Below are 20,664 nucleotides of genomic sequence, written 5' to 3'. Positions count from 1 at the left end.
ACTAATCCGCATCATGTGCCTTGGGGCGCAACGAAATTCCATATCCTTTGGCTACAAAATGCACATTTATCGCTCCCATACCTGTGGCGCCTTGCGCGCTTCCGACGCCGGTTCGCAAACCCGCCTTTCGGGCTGGATTCACCGTAAGCGCGACCACGGCGGCCTGCTGTTCATCGACCTGCGCGACCATTACGGTTTGACCCAGCTGGTTTTCGATCCGTCATCGCCCGGTTTTGCCAAGGTCGAGCGCTTGCGCGCCGAAAGCGTTATCCGTGTCGATGGCAAGGTCGTTTCGCGCGATGGCACGACGATCAATCCCAACCTGCCGACGGGCGAAGTCGAAGTCTATGTCAGCGACGTCGAGGTTCTTGCAGAGGCAGCAGAACTGCCACTGCCGGTATTCGGTGAGCCGGAATACCCCGAAGAAATCCGCCTGAAGAACCGCTTCCTGGACCTGCGCCGCGATACGCTGCACAAGAACATTGTCCTGCGGTCGAAGGTGATCCATTCCATTCGCCAGCGCATGGTCGATCAGGGTTTCCTGGAATATCAAACGCCGATCCTGACGGCGTCTTCGCCGGAAGGCGCGCGTGACTTCCTGGTGCCGTCGCGCCTGCATGCCGGCAAGTTCTACGCCCTGCCGCAAGCGCCACAGCAGTTCAAGCAATTGCTGATGGTGTCCGGTTTCGACCGTTACTTCCAGATCGCGCCTTGTTTCCGCGACGAAGACCTGCGCGCTGACCGTAGCCTGGAATTTTACCAGCTCGACGTCGAGATGAGCTTCGTCACGCAAGAAGACGTGTTCGCGGCTATTGAGCCTCTGATGCATGGACTGTTTACCGAATTCGGCGAAGGCAAGCGCGTTTCGTCCTATCCGTTCGTGCGCATTCCCTACAAGGAATCGATTGCCAAATACGGTTCGGACAAGCCGGACCTGCGTAACCCGATCGAAATGCAGGACGTGTCGGATGAATTCCGTGGCGGTGGCTTTGGCCTGTTCGCCCGCATCCTGGAAACGTCGTCGAACGCGGTCTGGGGCATCCCGGCGCCCAAGGGTGGCTCGCGCGCCTTCTGCGACCGCATGAATTCCTGGGCACAGGGAGAGGGCCAACCCGGCCTGGGCTATATCTTCTGGAGCGAGGACCAAGGCGGATGGGGCGGACCGATCGCCAAGAACTTGGGACAGGAAGGCACCGCCGCTGTCATGGGCAAGCTGGGTCTGGGCCAGGGTGACGCTGCCTTCTTCGTGGCGGGCGATCCGAAGGTCTTCTATAAATTCGCGGGATTGGCGCGCACCAAGGTCGGCACCGATCTGAATCTGGTGGACGAAGACCAGTTCAAGTTCTGCTGGATCGTCGATTTCCCGATGTTCGAGTATAACGAAGACGAAAAGAAGGTCGACTTCTCGCACAACCCGTTCTCCATGCCGCAGGGCGAGATGGAGGCGTTGCAGACCAAGGACCCGCTCGATATCCTGGCCTATCAATACGACATCGTCTGCAACGGCTACGAACTGTGTTCCGGCGCGATTCGTAACCACAAGCAGGACATCATGCTGAAGGCGTTTGAAATCGCCGGCTATGATGAAGCGTTCGTGGAGTCGCAATTCGGCGGTATGCTCAATGCCTTCAAGTACGGCGCCCCGCCGCACGGCGGTCTGGCCCCTGGCATCGACCGCATCGTGATGCTGTTGGCCGGTCAGACGGCGATTCGCGAAGTCATTGCCTTCCCGTTGAACCAACAGGGACAGGACGTGATGATGGCCGCCCCGTCCGACGTACAGGACAAGCAGTTGAAGGAACTGCACATCCGCACGCAAATGCCGATAAAGGTCAACTGACCCGGCCACACGAATATAAAAACGTTGAAAGCCCCGCCGGTTCCCGACGGGGCTTTCTTTTTTCGATCTACCGACAAAATCAGTGCACGACGCAGACGGGGATGCGCAGCCCACGCGGGAGCACAGTCGAGCGGTCACCGCACGTCTGGTCCATCTGACGTTGGGTCAGGCCGGTGGCGCTACCCAGTTCCGCGCCGGAAAAGTTCACACCCGACAGGATGGCGCCGGAAAAATTGGCGTGTTCAAGATAGGCGCCGACAAAATTGGCATTGGTCAGGTTGGCGCCGGCGAAATTGACGCGGCCGAAGAGGGCGGCTGAGCCATTGATATCCCGCAGGTCGGCGCCGGCAAAGCTGGTGCCGTTGAAGATACCCAGACCCATATCCGCCTGGCGCAATCGCGCACCGGCGAAATTCTTGTTTTTCAAAGTGCGATTATTGAAATCCGCCTGAAACAGGTTGCATTTCGGGCAGCTGGCGCCGTTTTGCGCCCGATCGACCTGCGCGGCATTCTGCGCCATTGCGGGAGCGGCGAGGAAAGAGGCGGCCAGCAGGGCCAGGGCAATACGTTTCATATGAAGACACCTTCGCTGATTTTGATCGATAGCGAGCAAGGATGAGGCCATCACTGACGCTCGTCCCGGTCGTCAGACTCGACCCGAGACCCGACGGCATCCGCTTTCTTGGGGCGAGCAAACGGCACCACGACCAGATTGTCGGTCGCCGTTCCACGGGCGAAGCCCTTTGAAATAAGCTGCGAAGCCGGCATGGCGTTACTGGGCGCGTCTTCCATATCCGTCGCCGCGTCCCCGTGAAAATAGCTTTGGCCCAGGCCGTCAGCATTGAATTCTTCGGGATCGGCATTAGAGAGGTCGTCCCGATCAAGATAGGAGATGGCAAGCTCTCGGAAGATGTAGTCGAGAATTGATGTCGCCGACTTCACGCGATCATTGCCGGTAACGGGTCCGGCGGGTTCGAACCGTGTAAAGACGAAGGCATCGACAAATTCGTCCAGCGGGACGCCATATTGCAGGCCGATAGAAATGGCGATGGCGAAATTGTTCATCAATGAGCGGAAGGCGGCGCCCTCCTTGTGCATATCGATGAATATCTCACCGAGCGTGCCATCCTCATATTCGCCGGTGTGGATGTAGACCTTATGACCGCCGACGCCTGCCTTCTGGATATAGCCCTTGCGGCGATCGGGCAGGCGGGTACGCGACCGCTCCCGTTCCACGATCTTTTCCACGACGCGTGTGGTGCTTTCCTTCTGCGGCAGAGGTGCCGGATCGGAGCGCCGGGGCGCCTCATCGACATCGGGAATATCCAGCGTGAAATCCAACGGCGCATCTTCGCGAATGACCGCCACAGCGCGCAACCCCTGGCTGGCGGCCAGAGAATATATCTTCATGACCTCCAATACGCCTTGATCCCAGGCCACGGGGAAGGGGGACAGGGCGGGGGCGTCCAGAAGATCCTCGATCTCCACCCGCAACGCCATCTGAGCCTTGCGGCTGAGCGGGGCCAGAAGATGATGGACGGCATCCCCAGCCAGTTTCAGCGCCTCCGGATCCGCGTGGCCGAAAATGTGCGCTTCGGCCGACATACGTTCGTCGGCAGAAAAGCCCATGGTCGTGAGCAGGTCCAGGGCCGGATCGGCCAGTTCAGCTTCGGTCAGTCCCCATATATCCTGTATAAAGGCTTCATCTATGTGGCGGATTGAAAATACCTCGGCCAGGTTGGAAGCAGTCATGATCGCCGCCTCAAGCCGATTGATTTCAAATTCGCTCAAGCCCTTGGATTTCAAGGTGGCGACATTAATGCCGGGCGCATCGACCAGGCTTCGTGTCCCCAGGACGAGCGGACGGACATCGCCCCAGGCATGAGATATCGCCTGCAAGCCCTTGACCACACAATGCTTAACCGTTGGAACAAAGGCGCCATCTTCGGTTTCCATGACCGTAAGAAGGCCGCCCGTCCCCGAGTCCCCGAGCGAGACCCCCAGGCGCAAGGCCAGTTCGGCATCGTCATACAGAGCCGTGACTTGACGATTACGCAAGCCGGTCTTCTTAGCGCGCTTAAGGCCCGATTGGATCAGGTCGAGAGTCCGCCCCTTTATCTCCGCGTGCCCCTTAAGGGCCGTGGCCTGATAGATCAGCTGGCTCAGGCGGTCGGTCTGCTCGGCCTTGTCGGCGGGGAAGGTGGCATAGGCGCCCAAAGCCACGGCCAAGTCGGCGCTGGCGCTGACCGCTGCCGCCTGAAACAGGGCGAACAGGTGCGTGGCCAATTCTATTCCGGCGCCATCGCCTAGGCTCAAGCCCTTGCCCATCACCGCTTCGCCGACTCCCGCCAAGGTCAGTGCCAACGGCCGACCGGCGGCCTTGTGGAGGCTGTCTTCCAGATTGGCGGAAAAACCGGTTGCCGATTCAATGTCGAGTGCGACGGTCCATAAGGAGACCACATCTATAAAGGCTTCGCTGGCGAACAGGCCATCATCACCAAAGAACCGGTCAATATTGATAGCAGCCTTGGCGGCCAGATTATGCGCCTCGATCGCTTCGGCGTCCTGCGGGTCGAATACAACATGGAGCGTGCCGGTTTCCAGGGCCGTTTCGGCCGCAAGAACGCCTGACGGATCGCCGGCACTGAGCAAGTCACGTTCGCCGAGCACAGCCCGTATACGCGTCGCGCGGCTTTCCGGCGCGGGTGCTACAGACCAATCGGCCGGGGTCGCCCCCTGACTCAACTGGATTTGGCGGGCGATCAATGTATCCGGTGCACCGAAGCGACGAGCCTTAGCGGCGGCGCGCGCCAATGCGGGATTATGCCGGATGCTGGCGCGATTGTCGCCTTCCGAACGACCGATGGCACGGGTTATATCGTCCAGCGCCTGCGCCAGACGGGTTTGGGTTGCGGTTGCCAATGTACGGGCACGCGCGTCTACGAGTATCTGGTTTATGGCCGCCCGGCCCGCATGATCGTCGAGATATAAAGGAGAGCGATCGGTCGGCGCTGGTTGTTGATCGCCGGCCGTCGGGTGGATGCGATGTCCGGAAGCGCGGGCGAGGGCCGGCGCAGCGATACCGGACAAAAGCGTAAATTCCAGCGCGTCAGCAAAGTCGTTGGCCGCTGCCGGATCGGCAAAATATCCGAGGCGCAAGCCCCATTGCGCCAGGCGATGCGCGTAAGCGCAAGCGGCGCCATTGAACGCCTCTGTCTGAGGATCGCAGGCATAGGGCGCTGCATCGGCAGGCAAGTCACGCGCCAGCGAATCAGCCCAGTCCAGCCAAGCTTCAACCTGAACCGATGTCAGATCACGCGGACACAGAACGGTGTCGAAGCCATCGGCACGTTCGATATCACGCGGTTCGAGGTCGTGATCCACGCCGAGTTTGCGCAGGGCGGGGGACAGATAGGCCATCTTGAATCCTCGGGCTGATCCATAATTCTTGCGGACGTGACCCAGATGTAGCGTTAATTTTATCAAGCATCAATAAATCTGGTGTCATCACGGCCATTCATCCACAATATGTTGACAAGGTGTTAATGCGCTAAGGCCGACAATATTTTCCGGCTCGCCTTTACCTGAGCGGCGCGGCTGACTATAGTCGCCGCAGTAATTTGAGGACCAAGACCTTGCTGGCAAACATTTTCACCTGGTGGACCGGTAGCGGCACAATCGGCACGATTTTCACGATCGGCAAGCGCGGGCGCCAGGTCGGCACCGACGAGTTCGGCAATCGCTATTTCGAAGACCGGACGGCCAAGAACGCTTATGATACCGGCCGCAAACGCCGTTGGGTACTCTATAAAGGGTATGCCGACGCGTCGAAAATTCCGCCCGATTGGCACGGCTGGATGCACTATGTCTACGACACGCCGCCGTCGCAGGAACCTCTGCCTCGCAAGGCCTGGGAGCAGCCCCACCTGCCGAATATGAGCGGCACGCCGTACGCGAAATTCCCCGCCGGGTCTCTGAACGCCGAAGCCGAACGTCAAAAGACGACCGGTGACTACGAAGCCTGGAAGCCGTAGGAGTTATTGGATGAAACGCATTTCCGTATCCGGCTGGGCTTTACTGGCGGCTGTGGTGGCATGCGTTGTCATTCCGGCGTCCGCGCAGGTGCCGCCTCCCGACCACAGCGATGCACCCCATTATGTCGACAGCGCGGATTACGATCCGCAGCCCTACTATGTCGACGGCGTGCAGTACAAACCCTATGTGCCTGAGAAAAAGAAAGCCAAGCCTGCGGCCGACACGGTCAAGGCTGCCGCTTCACCCGCCACGCCGGAGACGGTCGCGAAGCCGGGCGAGTTGCATCCCTTCGTCCCCCAGGCCGCGCCCAATCAGATCGCCAGCAGCGATGCTGCCCCTAAAAATGCAGCATCGTCATCCTCATCCAGCCAAAGCGTCTATGTGCCGCAAAAACGGCCGCGCTACGCCGTAGCCATTATTGAGGCGCTCGACAAGGTAACGGCCGAAAGTGTGCGCTTCGAAGCCCCACTGGGTAAACCTATCCGGTACAAGGGCCTCATCTATACTGTAAAGGCCTGCGAGACGACTGCCGAAGACGAAGCGGTCAGCGATGTTATGGCCTACGTGCGCGTAAGGACTAACCCCGTCTCCGCGACAAGTAATGCACCGGCGACGAAGTCAAAAGAAGTTTTCCGTGGCTGGACCTTTTCATCGACGCCCAGCCTAAATCCCATTCAGCATCCAGTCTATGATGCCTGGGTTATCGGTTGCCGCAAGCCCTTAAGCGGTACCGCCAGCTAAGACGCTAAGCCAACTATGACGCTAAGATAGACATGACGTCGGCTCCTGAAGCGGTGCGCGGCAGGTCATAAAAATCCGATTTCAAATCGATCGCTTCAGACAATCGGACGAGATACTCAGCCTTTGGCAACTCGACCACACCGAACTGATGCAGGTGCTCAGTCTGAAACTGGCAATCAAGCAGGGTGTACCCTCCGGCTTTCAACCGCGCCACCAAATGAACCAGGGCGATCTTGGAGGCATCACGGGCGCGCGAGACCATGCTTTCGCCGAAGAAGGCGCCCCCTATGGCAACGCCGTAGAGGCCACCGACCAATTTGTCTTCTTCCCATACCTCAACGCTGTGGGCCAGGCCTCGCGCGAACAGGGCCTGATACAGGGCCTGAATGGAATGAGATATCCAGGTCGAGGTCCGGTTCAAGGCTTCTTCTGCACACAGCTCAATCACCTGCGTAAAAGCGGTATCGATGCGAACGTGGTAGATATCTTTGCGGACCGTGCGAGCCAGGCGGGACGGCACATGGAACCCATCCAGCGGCAGGATACCCCGCAGCGGCGGGTCGACGAGGAATAAGTACTCGTCGTCGCGCGCATCCGACATGGGAAAGACGCCGGTGCGGTAACAATTGATCAGATCATCGAGGGTAAATTCGGCCAAGATCCGCTACTCATAAACTAGTCAAATGTCACGTCGTAGCAGGCGGTCAAATGGCACGACGGCGTTCCGGAGTGCCCTTCCGTCCAATATGGCCTTCTGCATATCGATGACGAGCAATGCGGTTGTCATGGATATCTCCCGACCACAGCGACAAATGAATGGCGATGGCAATAAAAAAGCCTTGGCCAATGGGGACAAGGCTTTTTGGCGGCATGACAATCAGGCCTGGGCCTGAGCGACTTCCTGCGCCTTGATCCAGTTTTCCAGCCAGTGGATGTTGTAATCTCCGGTCTGGATATCCTTTTCCTGTAGAAGGTCGAGGAAGAGCGGGATGGTGGTATCAATGCCCGTTACTACGGTTTCCCCTAAGGCCCGCTTCAGGCGGGCCAGGGCTTCCGGACGGTCACGACCATGGACGATCAGCTTTCCGATCATCGAGTCGTAATAGGGCGGAATGGTGTAACCGTTATAAACGGCCGAATCCATGCGAACACCTAGGCCGCCCGGGGCGTGGAAATCGGTGACCGTGCCGGGTGACGGCACGAATGTGCGGGCATTTTCGGCGTTGATCCGGACCTCGATGGCGTGCCCTTGCAGGTCGATATCCGCCTGGGTGAAGCTGAGCGGATAGCCCTCGGCGATACGGATCTGTTCGCGGACCAAGTCGATGCCGGTGACATATTCGGTTACCGGGTGTTCGACCTGAAGACGCGTGTTCATTTCGATAAAGAAGAACTCGCCGTCTTCGTAAAGGAATTCGATCGTACCGACGCCGAGATAACCAATCTTCTTGATCGCATCGACGACAATCTTTCCGATCTTTTCGCGCGCGACCTTATCGATGGCGGGCGAGGGCGCTTCTTCCAGCACCTTCTGGTGACGGCGCTGGAGCGAGCAGTCGCGTTCGCCGAGGTGAACGACATTGCCATGGCTATCGGCGATAACTTGAATTTCGATGTGACGGGGCTTCTGGAGGTAACGCTCCATATAGACCGTGCCGTCGCCAAATGCGGCTGCCGCTTCGCTTTGGGCCGACATCACAGCTTCGGTCAGGGCTTCACGATCGCGCGCGACCTTCATGCCACGTCCACCGCCGCCCGCCGCGGCCTTGATGATGAGCGGAAAACCGATCTTTTCGGCGGCCTGGACCGCGTCTTCCACCGTGGCGACGCCGCCATCGGAGCCGGGCACGACCGGAATACCGGAGTCCCTGGCTGCCTGCTTGGCGGTGATCTTGTCACCCATCATGCGGATGTGCTCGGGTTTTGGACCGATAAAGGTCATGCCGTGCGCGCCGACGATTTCGGCGAAACGGGCGTTTTCCGACAGGAAGCCATATCCCGGGTGAATGGCCTGGGCGCCGGTAATTTCGGCGGCGGCAATGATCGACGGGATGTTGAGGTACGACTTGCCGGCTGCCGGCGGCCCGATGCAGACGCTCTCATCGGCCAGATGGACATGCATCGCGTTGCGGTCGGCTTCGGAATGGACGGCCACAGTGGCAATGCCCATTTCCTTGGCGGCGCGAATGACGCGAAGTGCGATCTCGCCGCGATTGGCGATCAGAATTTTATCGAATGTCTTGACCATGTGTCTTACTCGAAGACGACGAGCGGTTCGCCAAATTCAACCGGCTGGGAATCAGTAACCAGAATCTGCGCCACCACCCCTTCACGCGGGCTGGGGATTGGGTTCATGGTCTTCATCGCTTCGACGATCAGCAGGGTTTGGCCTTGCTTGACGCGGTCACCGATCTTGATGAACGGCGCGGCGCCCGGTTGGGCGGCTAGATACACTGTACCGACCATCGGCGACTTGATCGCATCCACGGCAACGGCCGCCGGAGCGGGTGCGGCTTCGACCGGTGCGGCCGCAGCAGGCGCCGCAGCAGGAGCCGGCGCCGCATAAGGTGCGGGCGCATAGGTGACATTGGCCGCTGCGGTCAGTTGACGCGCCACACGAATTTTCAGATCGCCTTGTTCGACCTCGATCTCGGTCAGCTCGGTTTCCTTGAGGATATCGGCGAGCTTGCGCACGAGTTTCGGATCGATGGGATCTACGGTGGGTTTAGCTGTCGTCATGATTAAACCTTGCACAAAGTCTTTTAAAACAAAGACTCTACTATTTTACGAGGGCCAAAACGGCGCGAATGGCCAGTTCATAACCAATGGAACCAAATCCTGCAATAACCCCCTTGGCCGCCAGCGACACATATGAGTGATGGCGGAAAGGTTCGCGGGCGTGCGGATTTGACAGGTGGCATTCTATGATGGGAATGCTAAGCGCCTTCAGGGCGTCATAGAGTGCCACGCTGGTGTGGGTGTAGGCCGCCGGATTGATGATCAGAGCGGCAGCTTCGGTACGCGCCTCCTGAATCCAGTCAACGAGCGCGCCTTCATGATTGCTTTGACGGAAGACGAGGCCATGCCCCGTGCCGTCCAGCAACCCCTTGCAACGCGATTCGATGTCGGCAAGGGTGTCATACCCATAAATTTCCGGCTCACGCACCCCAAGAAGGTTGAGGTTTGGGCCATTGAGGACATATATGGGTTTCATGAAACCTGCTTCGAAATCGAAGCGGCACTTGTAACGTGTCGTGAACAGGGCCACAAGCCCGCACGTGCATCGCAACATGCCCACAAGGCAAAAACGGCGTAAAAATGGTCAAAATACTGTTGAATGGCGAGGAAAAGGAGGTTGCGGCCTCCAATCTGACCGCGCTGATCGAGGAAATCGGGCTCGACGGTCGCAAAATCGCGGTAGAAAAGAATCTCGAAATCGTGCCGCGCTCGACCTATCTGGCGACGCAGATCGCCAATGGCGACCGGCTGGAAATCGTCCACTTCGTTGGCGGCGGCTAACCAGGTTCCCATTCGGAAAACCGCCCTGTATTCTTCATTTTGCGCGCTTTATAATTTAAAAAAAGTGCGTCACACGTTTCGGAAAGTGCTTTGTGCCATGGACGATCAATCCCTTTTGAATGAAACCTGGACCGTTGCTGGTCGTACCTTCAGTTCGCGCCTGATCGTCGGTACCGGCAAGTACAAGGACTACGCCCAGAATGCGGCGGCTGCCCGGGCGTCGGGGGCGGAAATCGTGACGGTGGCCGTGCGCCGCGTCAACCTGACCGATCCGAACCGGCCGATGTTGATGGACTACGTCAAACAGGACGAATTCACCTATCTACCCAATACGGCGGGGTGTTTTACCGGCGAAGATGCCGTACGCACGCTGCGCCTGGCGCGCGAGGCCGGCGGCTGGAACCTGGTAAAGTTGGAAGTTTTATCCGACCCCAAGACGCTTTATCCCGATATGGAAGAGACGTTGCGGTCTCTGAAACTGCTGGTCAAGGACGGCTTTGACGTCATGGTCTATTGCAGCGACGATCCGGTCTATGCCCGCAAGCTCGAAGAGGCCGGTGCCGCCGCCATCATGCCCTTGGCCGCGCCGATCGGCTCCGGCCTCGGCATCCAAAACCCCGTAACGCTGCGCATTATCATCGAAAATGCCAAGGTGCCGGTTTTGGTCGATGCTGGGGTCGGCACAGCGTCGGAGGCCGCCGAGGCCATGGAACTGGGCTGCGATGCCGTTCTGATGAACACGGCCATCGCCGAGGCCAAGGACCCCATTCGCATGGCGCGCGCAATGAAACATGCTGTCATTGCGGGACGCGAGGCCTATCTGGCCGGACGGATGCCGCGCAAGCTCTACGCGGACCCGTCGTCGCCATTGGCCGGTTTGATCTAGAAAGACGGGTTGCCCGGCCTCGTGCCAGCAGGCGTCTTCCTGGCTATTTTCTGCGGGCTATTTTCTGGCGGCGCGAGCGTCGGCAACCGCCTTTTTTACGTCGTCTATCTTGGCACCGTCGATGGCCTGATCACCGATCACGAAGGTGGGCGTACCGGTTACACCGATATCGCTGCCCAAGGACAAAACGCGCGTGATATGATTCTGTATCTCGTCTGACCCGGCCAGGGCGAGGATCTCCTTGGGATCGACACCGGATTTGATCAGCGCGGCGTCAAGGTCGGCTTCCGTCTTGATGGTGTCGGTCATGAATGCATAGTGGACAGCTTCGTAGTGGCCCAGCTTGGCGGCGGCGAGGGCGCGCGCTGCCAACGGCCGCGAGTTCTGACCAATGACCGGATATTCCTTGACGATGATCGCCACGTCGGGGTTTTGCGCCAGGAAGGCCTTCAATTCCGGCGTAACGGCGCGGCAATAGCCGCAATAGTAGTCAAGGAATTCAACAATCTTGATGGGCGCATTGGGATTGCCCAAAATCGGATCGGTCTTGTCCTCGAACAACGAGTCGTGACGACTCTTGATGCTGACAGCCATCGCCTTGGCGTCGGCGGCTTGTTTCTGCGCGGCATAGGCTTGGCTGGCGGTCATCAGCATAGCCGGGCGGTTGAGCATACCCTTTTCAACGATATAGCTCTGTACCTTGGGCACGACATAAGGGGCACCCGCCAGCACCACGGCGAAAACGGCCAGTCCCGTCGTCAGATTGGCTTGCGAAAAGATATCTTTCCAGATGGGGCGCTGAGGGGATGACGGCGTATCGCTTTTGGGGGTGTCGGTCACTTATAAGCCTTAAGAAAGTTAGCGTCGGCGGCGTTTGGTTTCCGCTTCAACGGGGGAAATCCCCATTTCCGAAGAGGTCGCCATGACGATGTCGCGGGCGCGGCGGTATTCAGGGGAGCTCGTGTCGAAATATTTTTGCGACCAGACAGCCGATGTACGGGCCGCCATGTAGTCACCGTTGTAGAATTGCGCTTCGGCGGTGGACAACCTGGCCAAGCCTGCCTGACCCAGCCCGTCATAGGCCTGAGCCAACTGCTCCCACGCGAAGCTATCGTCGTCCTCGTACTTGATTGATTCCTGCAAATGCGCAACGGCGGCATTGAGGCTCTCCTTGTCACCAATGGCGATCAGGGTTTGGCCGAGATTAAGTTGCAGCAATGGCGCCTTAGGCATGAGGGCGACGGATTTTTCATGCGCGGGCTTGGCAAGGGGCGCCCGACCGGTCTCAAAATAGATTTGGCCTTTCAACTCCCAGAGATAGGGGTTGTCCGGCTGCTCCTTAATGAGTGCATCTAGCATGGTCAACGCCTGATCCCACTGGCCGCGCTTATAGGTGGCGATCACCCGGGCGTATCGAGCCGGAAACGACGTATCGCTTTCGGGATACAGCTGAAACGTCTTGATTGGGTCATCCAAAAACCCGGCCAGTTTCGCCTTGACAATATTGAACTGGGCGATGGTTTCTGGACGATCTGGGGTGTTGTAGTGGGGCTGCGACTGAGCAAGCCGGGTCGTTGCCTGGATGCGCTCGCGGGACAACGGGTGCGTGATAAAGAACTGATAGCGTTCAGCGTTGCTGAAGGTTTCCACGTTGCGGAATTTGTAGAAGAAATCGACCAGACCCTTAGCCGACATGCCAGCCTTTTCCATCGCCTTGACGCCCGCGACATCGGCGGCAGATTCTTCGGTCTGCATGTAACGCAGAGCACCAAGTGTGCCGAAAGTGCCGGAACTGACCATAAGGTTGGCGCCCGCATCGGGGGCTCCGGCCAACGCGGCGATAATGCCAAGCCCCAGCGAAATCGCCATCGGTGCGCGCGCCGCGCGTTCGATCTCATCGGTCCGCATCATGTGACCGCCGCTTAGGTGGCCCGTTTCGTGCGCGATCACACCAAACAATTCATTGGGGTTATCCGCCTCCGTTATCGTCCCGGTATTAATCCCGATGCGTAAACCCGTTGTCGCGAAGGCGTTTAGCTCATCGCTTGCGATCAGCAAGTAGTGGACGCGATCAGGATCGAGGCCCGCTGCGGCCAGAACGGGGCGGGTTTCGGTTTTCAGAAAGGTTTCAATTTCCGTATCACGAATGACGCTTTGCGATTGGGCGCTGGCTGACGCCGGAGCCATCGCTACGCTCGCCGATATCGCAGCGCACAAAACGGTGCTCACGGCACGCCTCGAAACGAGGTGCCGTATACGTGCAAGGATGACCGGGAAAGCCTGCATTCTAGATCTCCACCTGTCGCAATTTCTAGGCGGCAAGCGTGACAAATCTAAGGCGGGCACTGATACTGTCAATGCCCGCCTCATTCATTTTCGTGCTTAGCGGCGCCACCAACCCCGCTTGGGTTTTTCCGGCGGGGCGCTGATCTCATTTGGATCAGGCGCCACGACCGGCTGTGGTTCCGGCTCAGGCAGCGAGACGGTTATGACATCTTCGACCAACGCCTCCACTGCCACAGGTGCTGCCGCCTTTCGGCCGCGAGCGGCTTTAGGCTTTGGTGCAACCGGCGCTGGAACGCTCGCAATCGCCTCCGGCGCAATATCGGCCGACTTAGTCTCGGCGGTCTCGTCGACAACCTTCTTGCGCGATCGTGTTTTCCGTACAGGCTTGGCCATTTCCGCCACCTCTGCCGTGACATCTACGGGTGCCAGAACGGCAATTGCCGGGTCGCTTTGTGGCGTCAGTTCTGGAGCTACCCCCGTATCGACGTCGGTTGACGTCGGCATAGGCGCAGTTATGACCACTTCCGACGCATTTACCGCAACGGGATCTGCGGCATCGACGCCGCCTTTGCCACGACGACGTGGGGGACGTTGGCGTTTAGGTGCGGGTTGACCGCGCAGTGCCTCGGGCACGATGGACGAAGGCGATGTGCTTTCGGCTCCAAGCGCGGAGACCACGGCCTGAGCAACAGAAACGTCCGATGCTTCTGCGGCGATCAGAGGCTGATGGGCCATCTCGGAACGCGGATGTTCCCGCCTTTGCTGTTCTTCGAACGGATCGATCCAGACGTAGGGGGCTTCGAGCGAGGGCGTGCGCGCCCGAACCCAGCTATAGGTCTCACGCGGACGGCTATCGAAACCGGCGCGACGACCACCCCTACGTCCCCGGCGGCGGCGGCCCCGACGGCCATCTTCGCCGACCTCACCATCCATTTCCTCTTCGCCGTCTTCGTCACCTTCGCCGGCGGGCGCTGCGGCGCGATCTTCAGCTTCAGGCCGCTCACGACCACCCCGACGCCGACGCCGACGCTTGCCACGACGGTCGTCACGGCCTTCGACACGCGTTTCGAGACGTTCTGAGGCTTCGTCATCGTCCGTGTCTTCACGTTCGATCGCGACCTCATCGTCGTCGTCTTCCTCTTCTTCGACCACTTCATCGCTCATATCGAAAGCGATCGGCTCGGGACGCACGGGTGGAACGAAGTCAACTTCGTCAGCATGAACCGTACGCACAATCTGCACTTCGGTATGGCCGAGATCGGTATCGATTTCGATATTGACCTTAAGGCCCCACTCGCCGCGCAGCTTGGCCAGATGCTCCTGCTTTTCGTTGAGGATATAGAGGGCGATATCCATTGGCACCTTGACGGTGATGGCGCCGGCGCCGTTTTGCATGGCTTCCATATCGATGACCCGCATCGCCGACAGGGCGGCGGAATCGACAGAGCGGATGCGGCCCTGGCCTTCGCAGTGCGGGCAGACGACCGTCGTACCTTCCAGGAAACCGGTGCGGCGGCGTTGGCGGCTGATTTCCATCAGACCGAAGCTGGAAATCTTGCCCATCTGGATACGGGCGCGATCCTCTGACAGCGCGTCCTTTAGCTTCTTTTCGACGGACCGGTTATTTTTCGCTTCATCCATGTCGATGAAGTCGATTACGACCAGACCGGCCAGGTCGCGCAGGCGCATCTGGCGGGCCGACTCCTCGGCCGCTTCCATATTGGTTTTGAGCGCAGTGGCTTCGATATTACGCTCTTTGGTCGACTTGCCCGAATTGACGTCGATGGCGACCAGCGCTTCAGTCTGGTTGATGACCAGATACCCGCCGGATTTAAGCGGCACGACCGGAGAATAGATTTTCGAAATCAGCTCTTCGACGCCATACCGGGCGAAGAGGGGGATATTGGCCTTGTATAGCTGTATTTTCTTGGCCTGCGACGGCATGATCATGCGCATGAAATCACGCGCAGACTTGTAGCCTTCCTCGCCCTCAACGAGCACGCCGGCAAAATCCTTGTCGAACAGGTCGCGGATGGCCCGTTTGACCAGATCCTCTTCCTCGTAGATCAGGGCAGGGGCGTTAGACCGCAGCGTGGTTTCGCGGATGGTTTCCCATACGCGCAGCAGATAATCATAGTCGCGTTTGATCTCAAGCTTCGTCCGCTTGGCGCCCGCCGTACGCACGATCAGGCCCATGCCGTGCGGCACATCAAGCGTGGTGACGAGCGTCTTGAGCCGCTTGCGGTCTGCCGCATTGGTAATCTTGCGCGAAATCCCGCCGCCACGCGCCGTGTTTGGCATGAGCACGCAATATCGACCGGCCAGCGACATATAGGTGGTCAGCGCCGCGCCTTTGTTGCCACGCTCTTCCTTGACGACCTGGACCAGCAGAATCTGGCGGCGTTTGATGACTTCCTGAATCTTGTAGCGGCGGATCAGGTGCTGGCGCAGGCGACGCTCTTCATCGGGCAGGTCATCGTCATGACCATGATCGTCATCATCCGCGTCTTCGCCGTCTTCATCGGCATGGCCGTTGCCATTACCGTTTGTATTGGCCTGAGCCTGCGCGGCCAGTTCCGCCATGAGTTTTTCGCGGTCGGCGACCGGGATTTGATAGTAGTCCGGATGGATTTCGTTGAACGCGAGAAAACCGTGGCGGTTGCCGCCATATTCAACAAACGCGGCTTGTAGGCTGGGCTCTACGCGCGTGACCTTGGCCAGATAGATATTTCCGCGAAGCTGCTTACGGGCATGGCTTTCGAAATCAAATTCTTCGACGCGGGCTTTACCGTTTTCCTGGCCGTTGAGCACGACGACACGGGTCTCTTCCGTGTGCGTCGAGTCGATTAACATTGTCTTTGACATTAAAGGTATCTCCGGAGCGCTCAAACGCAGGCATCAGCCGAGACGAAAGCCGGGCAGTTCCAAAAGCGTGGCGCTGATAGGGGGTAAGGGGGCGCGCGGCGGCGAAGACGATGGTGACATCTGTCTTCGCTGAAAACCGGTTGAGGCTCAAGGCGCAGCCCATATGGTATTGTTCCAAACTCGATTTTGCGCGTAAGCCGCGCAAATTTTATAAAGGCGTAATGCGGGTCCCGGGCGAAAGGCACCATCAGGCTGGACGAGATCGCCGGATCAGCATGACAGCGAAATAGGCGCGCGGGGCCTTCATCACAAGGGTTCGTCATATCAGTCGGCGAAAAGTCTGCGCTTTGGCCGGACTCATTAAAGAGCGATACCCGTCTGTCACATGTTCGCAAAACGCGAAAAACGTCAACGTTTTTCTTTTTACGTCCGTATCCGCCCTTTAGGAAACCGTGAATACACCGGGCAAATGTCGAAGGACGAGCCGGATTTTAACTTCATGGAAACCAAATTGCGTAAAGGAAAAGTAACCGTACCCTTTAATCGTATTTCTACCCAGCCGTGGCATGTTGAGGGGACAAACATGCCAATGACGGAAAAAAAGCCTACAGAATGTGGTGCGTGGAGTACTTGATGAGCCGACGCCTTAATGTCCTTTCCGACCTAATCCGAGCGATGGGCATCGCAGGTGTGATGTCGCTGGCCGCCTTCACGGCACAGCCGGCTAGCGCTGCACCGGATACCGGCACAGGCGACGTAGTAAAAGTGCGCCTGGGGGGAGATGCGACCCAAACCCGTATCGTCATCGAACTGGAAAAGTCGGTTGCCGGCCAACTGGTGACGCGCGACACAGATCTGTCCAAGCAGGTCATCGCCCTACCTGACATTGACCTCGACGGCACCATGACCGGTGCGGGGCAGGGGCTCATTCGGGATTGGCGCATTGACTCGGTGGCGGGAAGTGTACGCCTGAAGCTGAATTTCAAATCTGGCGCGAAAATCTATCGCCGCTTCCTCTTGCCACCTGCCGACGGCATTAGTGTTTATAGATATGTGATCGACGTTATCCCCGAAGGCACCGATACATCACTTGTCAAACCTGCCGTCGTACCGGTCGTAGCGACCACGGCACAACCCCGCACGCAACAGGCCGCTGTGAAAACACGTGCCAAAAAGGTGATCGTTATCGATGCCGGCCATGGCGGCAAGGATCCCGGCGCGCTCGGTGGAAACACCTTTGAAAAAGATGTCAATCTGGCTGCCGCGCGTGCCCTTCGTGAAAAACTGGAAAAGACCGGCCGCTACACCGTTATAATGACGCGTGACACCGACAGCTTTGTCGACCTGCCGGCGCGCGTCCGTATTGCGCGATCCGCCAATGCTGACCTGTTCATTTCGCTTCATTCCGATGCTGGTGGGAATGGTTCGACGTCTGGCGCCTCTATTTATACGCTTTCGGACTCTGGCACCGAACGCGCCGCCAAGAAAGCGCTTGTCAAGGGCGATTGGTCTCTGGCCGACAATTCGTCGTCGGACGCCATGGTCAACCGCATTCTTATCGACCTGACACAACGCGCTACTAAGAACCGTTCCGCAACCTTCGCCCAGCTTGTCATGGACAATATTAGCGACAGTACGCCTTTGTTGAAAACCAATCTGCGTCAGGCGGGGCTGTTTGTTCTGTTGGCCCCCGACGTGCCTGCCGTTTTGCTTGAAATGGGCTTTGTCAACAATGCCCGCGACGAAGCCATGCTCAATGATTCGCGTCACCGCGCCGTTATGATGGGCCAGGTCGCTAATGCCATAGATCAGTATTTCGCCAACAGCGTGCAATATGCATCGTTTGCGGGCCTGAATTAGAAGTCGAGTATAACCTGCTGAATTTATTTAAGGCCCTGATCGCCAGGTCAGGGCCTTTTTTTATGCCACCGCCGTCAGCACGCGTGATATTCGTCACATCGCTCAGGGATGGACGAAATTTCGCCGAATAGCTTTGCCTATTGGCCCGTCTTTGCTAAGTGTTAGGAAAGTGCGGATCGGAGCATTCGCAGCCGGTGGGTTGGAGGTTTTTTGCTAAGGTCTTCTGAACGTTGGTTTGCCATGGCAGGCGTGGCCGTGATGACCGCTGTGGCCATAGCGGGCTTCGCGGTGGCTATTTATGCTGCCTGGCTTTTCCATGACATGCCCGACGGTTCTGAACTGGCGGACTTTCACCCGGTAACTTCCGCCCGCGTCTTTGCCTGGGACGGGACGCTGATCGGTGAATACGGTCAGGAGCGTCGCATCTATGTACCGTACAGCCGGATTCCCGATCGTGTTACCAAGGCCTTCCTGGCCGCCGAAGACCGCAATTTTTTCAGCCATAACGGCGTGGACGTGTCAGGCGTTTCGCGCGCCATGGCCAAGAACGTTTTCAATCTGTTGCGGGGCAAGCGGTTCGAAGGCGGATCGACCATCACCCAGCAGGTCGCGAAGAATCTTCTGTTGAATAATGAGCGTACGGTTGGCCGCAAGCTCAAGGAAGTCATCATGGCGCGCCGGCTGGAAAGCTCGCTGCCGAAAGAACAGATTCTCGAGCTCTATCTCAATGATATTTATCTCGGCTATCGGTCGTACGGCGTCGGCGCTGCTGCCTTCAACTATTTCGGTAAATCGCTGGATGAGCTGACTCTCAGCGAAACTGCCTTCCTGGCCGCCCTGCCTAAGGGGCCTGAAAATTATCGCCCATCAACGCATAAGGCCGAAGCCATCGGCCGGCGTAACTGGGTTATCGGCGAAATGATCAAGGCCGGGTGGGTGACGCGGGAGGAAGGCCTGTCGGCCATGAAGGACGACCTGGTTATTCAGGACAAGCCGCGCCGCGCCAAATATCAGGATGCCGATTATTTCGTCAGCGAGGTCGAACTGCGCGCCCGCAAGCTGTTCCCGAACGATGCCATCTACACCGAAGGCTATTACGTAAAGACCACCCTGGATCCGCGCCTGCAAACCATGGCGCGCGAGGCGCTAATGGATGGTCTGGAAACCTATGATCGTCGTCACGGCTGGCGTGGGGCCTGGGGGCACGTCAACAGCAACGATCCCAATTGGCAGGACCAGGCTTTGCAGCATGACGGTCCAGCCGAGCGGCCGAACTGGCAGCCGGCCATGGTCACTTCGGCGTCCAGTAGCGCCGTGAAGTTCGAACTGGCCGAAGGGGGCGATGGCTCCCTAATCGGTGCGGATGTATCTTGGGCATTTGCGACCCGTGGCATCAAGACGGGTGATCTAGTCTTCGTCGAAAAGCGGGATAACGGCTGGCACCTGCGCCAGGTGCCGAAGGTCAACGGGGCCCTGGTCGCCATCGATCCGTTCTCGGGCCGCATTATAGCCCTGGTAGGTGGCTACTCCTATTCGCTGTCTAAATTCAATCGCGCTACCCAGGCGCTGCGTCAGCCCGGTTCCTCGATCAAGCCGTTCGTTTATGCTGTGGCGCTTTCCAAGGACTTCACGCCTGCCTCCATCATCGATGACGGGCCGATCTCCATGATGGGCGGCGACGGCAAGGTATGGTCGCCTGAAAACTACGAACACGACTATCTTGGCATGCAGCCCATTCGCCGGGGTCTGGAATTGTCACGCAACCTGATGACGGTGCGGCTGGCTCAAAAGGCAGGTATCAAAAATATTACCCAGGGTATCGTCAATTACGGCGTGCTCGATAAGATGCCGTCCGAAATGTCGATGGTTCTGGGCGCCGGTGAAGTGAACCCGTACCGCCTCACTAATGCCTATTCCATATTTGTGAACGGTGGGCGAAAAGTGAAGCCCCACCTGATTGACGAGGTGCAGGATCGCACCGGCAAAGTCATATACAAGGCCGATGAGCGCGTCTGCCCGGCTGCCTGTACAGCCGATTTCGACGGACTGGAAAGTCCGCGCCTGCCGCTTCAGGGGGACCAGGTCCTCGATCCAATTACGGCATACGAAGTCAATTCCATGCTGCAAGGTGTCGTCCAGCGCGGTACAGGGGCCGCCGCGCGATCGCTCGGCATTCCCATGGGGGGGAAGACCGGCACGACCAATGACTACCGAAGCGCCTGGTTTGTCGGTTTCACCGCCGATCTGGTTGTCGGTGTTTTCGTCGGCTTCGATGATAACAGCTCACTTGGTAATCACGAGACCGGCGCGGTTGCCGCCTTGCCTATCTGGATGGATTTCATGAAATCCGCCAATGCTGGAAAGCCGAACCGCGAATTCCAAAAGCCGCGTGACGCAGTCTACATGTCGGTGCGCGGTATCGAGGAGGCCTTTAAACCGGGCACCGAGCCCAAATACGAAGCCGCCCCCACGGCCGATGACGGGCCCAAGCCGTATCTCGATACGTGGACGGACGAGGACGCCCCAGGGGCGCCGGTAAAAGTGGTTCCCGCCGAGGAACCGCCGCCGCCGCCAAAGAAGCGTTCAGCCGACGAGGCGGGTACGCTATATTGAGACTTGTCATAAAGGGCGG

At 58.4% G+C, this 20,664-nt stretch carries 16 protein-coding genes; 7 read left to right on the top strand and 9 right to left on the bottom strand.

Translation table 11 applies throughout. The annotated features are described in order from the left end of the window. The first annotated feature begins 58 nt into the window (after positions 1-58). Positions 59-1,840, top strand: coding sequence for an aspartate--tRNA ligase (gene aspS / locus AEAC466_RS31065; protein ID WP_031238510.1), 1,782 nt, complete (start codon positions 59-61; stop codon positions 1,838-1,840). Positions 1,841-1,919: 79 nt separating this feature from the next. Here the strand turns inward: aspS and AEAC466_RS31060 are convergent, their stop codons facing one another. Beyond that, positions 1,920-2,414: a pentapeptide repeat-containing protein gene (locus AEAC466_RS31060; protein ID WP_023457702.1), complete on the bottom strand. Its 495-nt coding sequence runs from the start codon at positions 2,412-2,414 to the stop codon at positions 1,920-1,922. Positions 2,415-2,464: 50 nt separating this feature from the next. Beyond that, complete coding sequence (locus AEAC466_RS31055) at positions 2,465-5,260, bottom strand: TSCPD domain-containing protein (RefSeq protein WP_023457701.1); 2,796 nt, start codon at positions 5,258-5,260, stop codon at positions 2,465-2,467. Between the two features lie 215 nt (positions 5,261-5,475). On the opposite strand from AEAC466_RS31055, the gene AEAC466_RS31050 reads away from it, so the two are divergent. After that, positions 5,476-5,874 carry an NADH:ubiquinone oxidoreductase subunit NDUFA12 gene (locus AEAC466_RS31050; RefSeq protein WP_023457700.1) on the top strand — a complete coding sequence of 133 codons (399 nt, stop codon included), beginning with the start codon at positions 5,476-5,478 and terminating at the stop codon, positions 5,872-5,874. 10 nt (positions 5,875-5,884) lie between these two features. Next, a complete protein-coding gene (locus tag AEAC466_RS31045; protein ID WP_023457699.1) occupies positions 5,885-6,616 on the top strand; it encodes a DUF2155 domain-containing protein in 732 nt (243 codons plus the stop codon). A gap of 13 nt (positions 6,617-6,629) precedes the next feature. On the opposite strand, the gene aat is transcribed toward AEAC466_RS31045, so the two are convergent. The 4 genes from aat to aroQ all read right to left on the bottom strand — a co-directional run bounded on the left by aat (position 6,630) and on the right by aroQ (position 9,830). Beyond that, positions 6,630-7,274 carry a leucyl/phenylalanyl-tRNA--protein transferase gene (aat, locus tag AEAC466_RS31040; protein ID WP_023457698.1) on the bottom strand — a complete coding sequence of 215 codons (645 nt, stop codon included), beginning with the start codon at positions 7,272-7,274 and terminating at the stop codon, positions 6,630-6,632. A gap of 219 nt (positions 7,275-7,493) precedes the next feature. Further along, positions 7,494-8,864 carry an acetyl-CoA carboxylase biotin carboxylase subunit gene (gene accC / locus AEAC466_RS31035; protein ID WP_023457696.1) on the bottom strand — a complete coding sequence of 457 codons (1,371 nt, stop codon included), beginning with the start codon at positions 8,862-8,864 and terminating at the stop codon, positions 7,494-7,496. Between the two features lie 5 nt (positions 8,865-8,869). Then, positions 8,870-9,355: an acetyl-CoA carboxylase biotin carboxyl carrier protein gene (accB, locus tag AEAC466_RS31030; RefSeq protein WP_023457695.1), complete on the bottom strand. Its 486-nt coding sequence runs from the start codon at positions 9,353-9,355 to the stop codon at positions 8,870-8,872. 40 nt (positions 9,356-9,395) lie between these two features. Beyond that, complete coding sequence (gene aroQ / locus AEAC466_RS31025) at positions 9,396-9,830, bottom strand: type II 3-dehydroquinate dehydratase (RefSeq protein ID WP_031238509.1); 435 nt, start codon at positions 9,828-9,830, stop codon at positions 9,396-9,398. A 104-nt stretch (positions 9,831-9,934) separates the two neighbouring features. On the opposite strand from aroQ, the gene thiS reads away from it, so the two are divergent. Further along, positions 9,935-10,135, top strand: coding sequence for a sulfur carrier protein ThiS (gene thiS, locus AEAC466_RS31020; RefSeq protein WP_023457693.1), 201 nt, complete (start codon positions 9,935-9,937; stop codon positions 10,133-10,135). 97 nt (positions 10,136-10,232) lie between these two features. Then, positions 10,233-11,021, top strand: a complete 789-nt coding sequence (locus tag AEAC466_RS31015; protein WP_023457692.1) for a thiazole synthase — start codon at positions 10,233-10,235, stop codon at positions 11,019-11,021. 57 nt (positions 11,022-11,078) lie between these two features. On the opposite strand, the gene AEAC466_RS31010 is transcribed toward AEAC466_RS31015, so the two are convergent. From AEAC466_RS31010 to AEAC466_RS31000, 3 genes are all read right to left on the bottom strand, one after another. Continuing rightward, positions 11,079-11,861 carry a DsbA family protein gene (locus tag AEAC466_RS31010; protein ID WP_023457691.1) on the bottom strand — a complete coding sequence of 261 codons (783 nt, stop codon included), beginning with the start codon at positions 11,859-11,861 and terminating at the stop codon, positions 11,079-11,081. Between the two features lie 18 nt (positions 11,862-11,879). Then, the gene (locus tag AEAC466_RS31005; protein ID WP_235074218.1) at positions 11,880-13,250 is read right to left on the bottom strand and encodes a M48 family metalloprotease; all 1,371 of its coding nucleotides are present in this window, start codon (positions 13,248-13,250) and stop codon (positions 11,880-11,882) included. 153 nt (positions 13,251-13,403) lie between these two features. Then, positions 13,404-16,172 (bottom strand): ribonuclease E/G, encoded by a 2,769-nt coding sequence (locus tag AEAC466_RS31000; protein ID WP_023457688.1) that lies wholly within the window; start codon positions 16,170-16,172, stop codon positions 13,404-13,406. 633 nt (positions 16,173-16,805) lie between these two features. Between AEAC466_RS31000 and AEAC466_RS30995 the strand changes: the two genes are divergently transcribed. Together AEAC466_RS30995 and AEAC466_RS30990 are read left to right on the top strand one after the other, a co-directional pair. After that, positions 16,806-18,032, top strand: a complete 1,227-nt coding sequence (locus AEAC466_RS30995) for an N-acetylmuramoyl-L-alanine amidase family protein (protein ID WP_031238507.1) — start codon at positions 16,806-16,808, stop codon at positions 18,030-18,032. Positions 18,033-18,272: 240 nt separating this feature from the next. Further along, complete coding sequence (locus AEAC466_RS30990; protein ID WP_023457686.1) at positions 18,273-20,645, top strand: penicillin-binding protein 1A; 2,373 nt, start codon at positions 18,273-18,275, stop codon at positions 20,643-20,645. Positions 20,646-20,664 lie beyond the last annotated feature (19 nt).

The sequence above is a fragment of the Asticcacaulis sp. AC466 genome (assembly GCF_000495815.1).
Lineage (GTDB): Bacteria > Pseudomonadota > Alphaproteobacteria > Caulobacterales > Caulobacteraceae > Asticcacaulis.
Note: the sequence above shows the minus strand (reverse complement) of the source record. Positions and strands in the feature narration are given on the sequence as shown.

Coding starts and splice junctions, on each gene's coding strand:
- aroQ (WP_031238509.1), bottom strand. CDS start 9,830: ATGAAACCCATATATGTCCTCAATGGCCCAAACCTCAACCTTCTTGGG.
- AEAC466_RS31000 (WP_023457688.1), bottom strand. CDS start 16,172: ATGTCAAAGACAATGTTAATCGACTCGACGCACACGGAAGAGACCCGT.
- AEAC466_RS31045 (WP_023457699.1), top strand. CDS start 5,885: ATGAAACGCATTTCCGTATCCGGCTGGGCTTTACTGGCGGCTGTGGTG.
- accB (WP_023457695.1), bottom strand. CDS start 9,355: ATGACGACAGCTAAACCCACCGTAGATCCCATCGATCCGAAACTCGTG.
- AEAC466_RS31055 (WP_023457701.1), bottom strand. CDS start 5,260: ATGGCCTATCTGTCCCCCGCCCTGCGCAAACTCGGCGTGGATCACGAC.
- AEAC466_RS30995 (WP_031238507.1), top strand. CDS start 16,806: ATGAGCCGACGCCTTAATGTCCTTTCCGACCTAATCCGAGCGATGGGC.
- AEAC466_RS30990 (WP_023457686.1), top strand. CDS start 18,273: ATGGCAGGCGTGGCCGTGATGACCGCTGTGGCCATAGCGGGCTTCGCG.
- AEAC466_RS31060 (WP_023457702.1), bottom strand. CDS start 2,414: ATGAAACGTATTGCCCTGGCCCTGCTGGCCGCCTCTTTCCTCGCCGCT.
- thiS (WP_023457693.1), top strand. CDS start 9,935: ATGGTCAAAATACTGTTGAATGGCGAGGAAAAGGAGGTTGCGGCCTCC.
- accC (WP_023457696.1), bottom strand. CDS start 8,864: ATGGTCAAGACATTCGATAAAATTCTGATCGCCAATCGCGGCGAGATC.
- aspS (WP_031238510.1), top strand. CDS start 59: ATGCACATTTATCGCTCCCATACCTGTGGCGCCTTGCGCGCTTCCGAC.
- AEAC466_RS31015 (WP_023457692.1), top strand. CDS start 10,233: ATGGACGATCAATCCCTTTTGAATGAAACCTGGACCGTTGCTGGTCGT.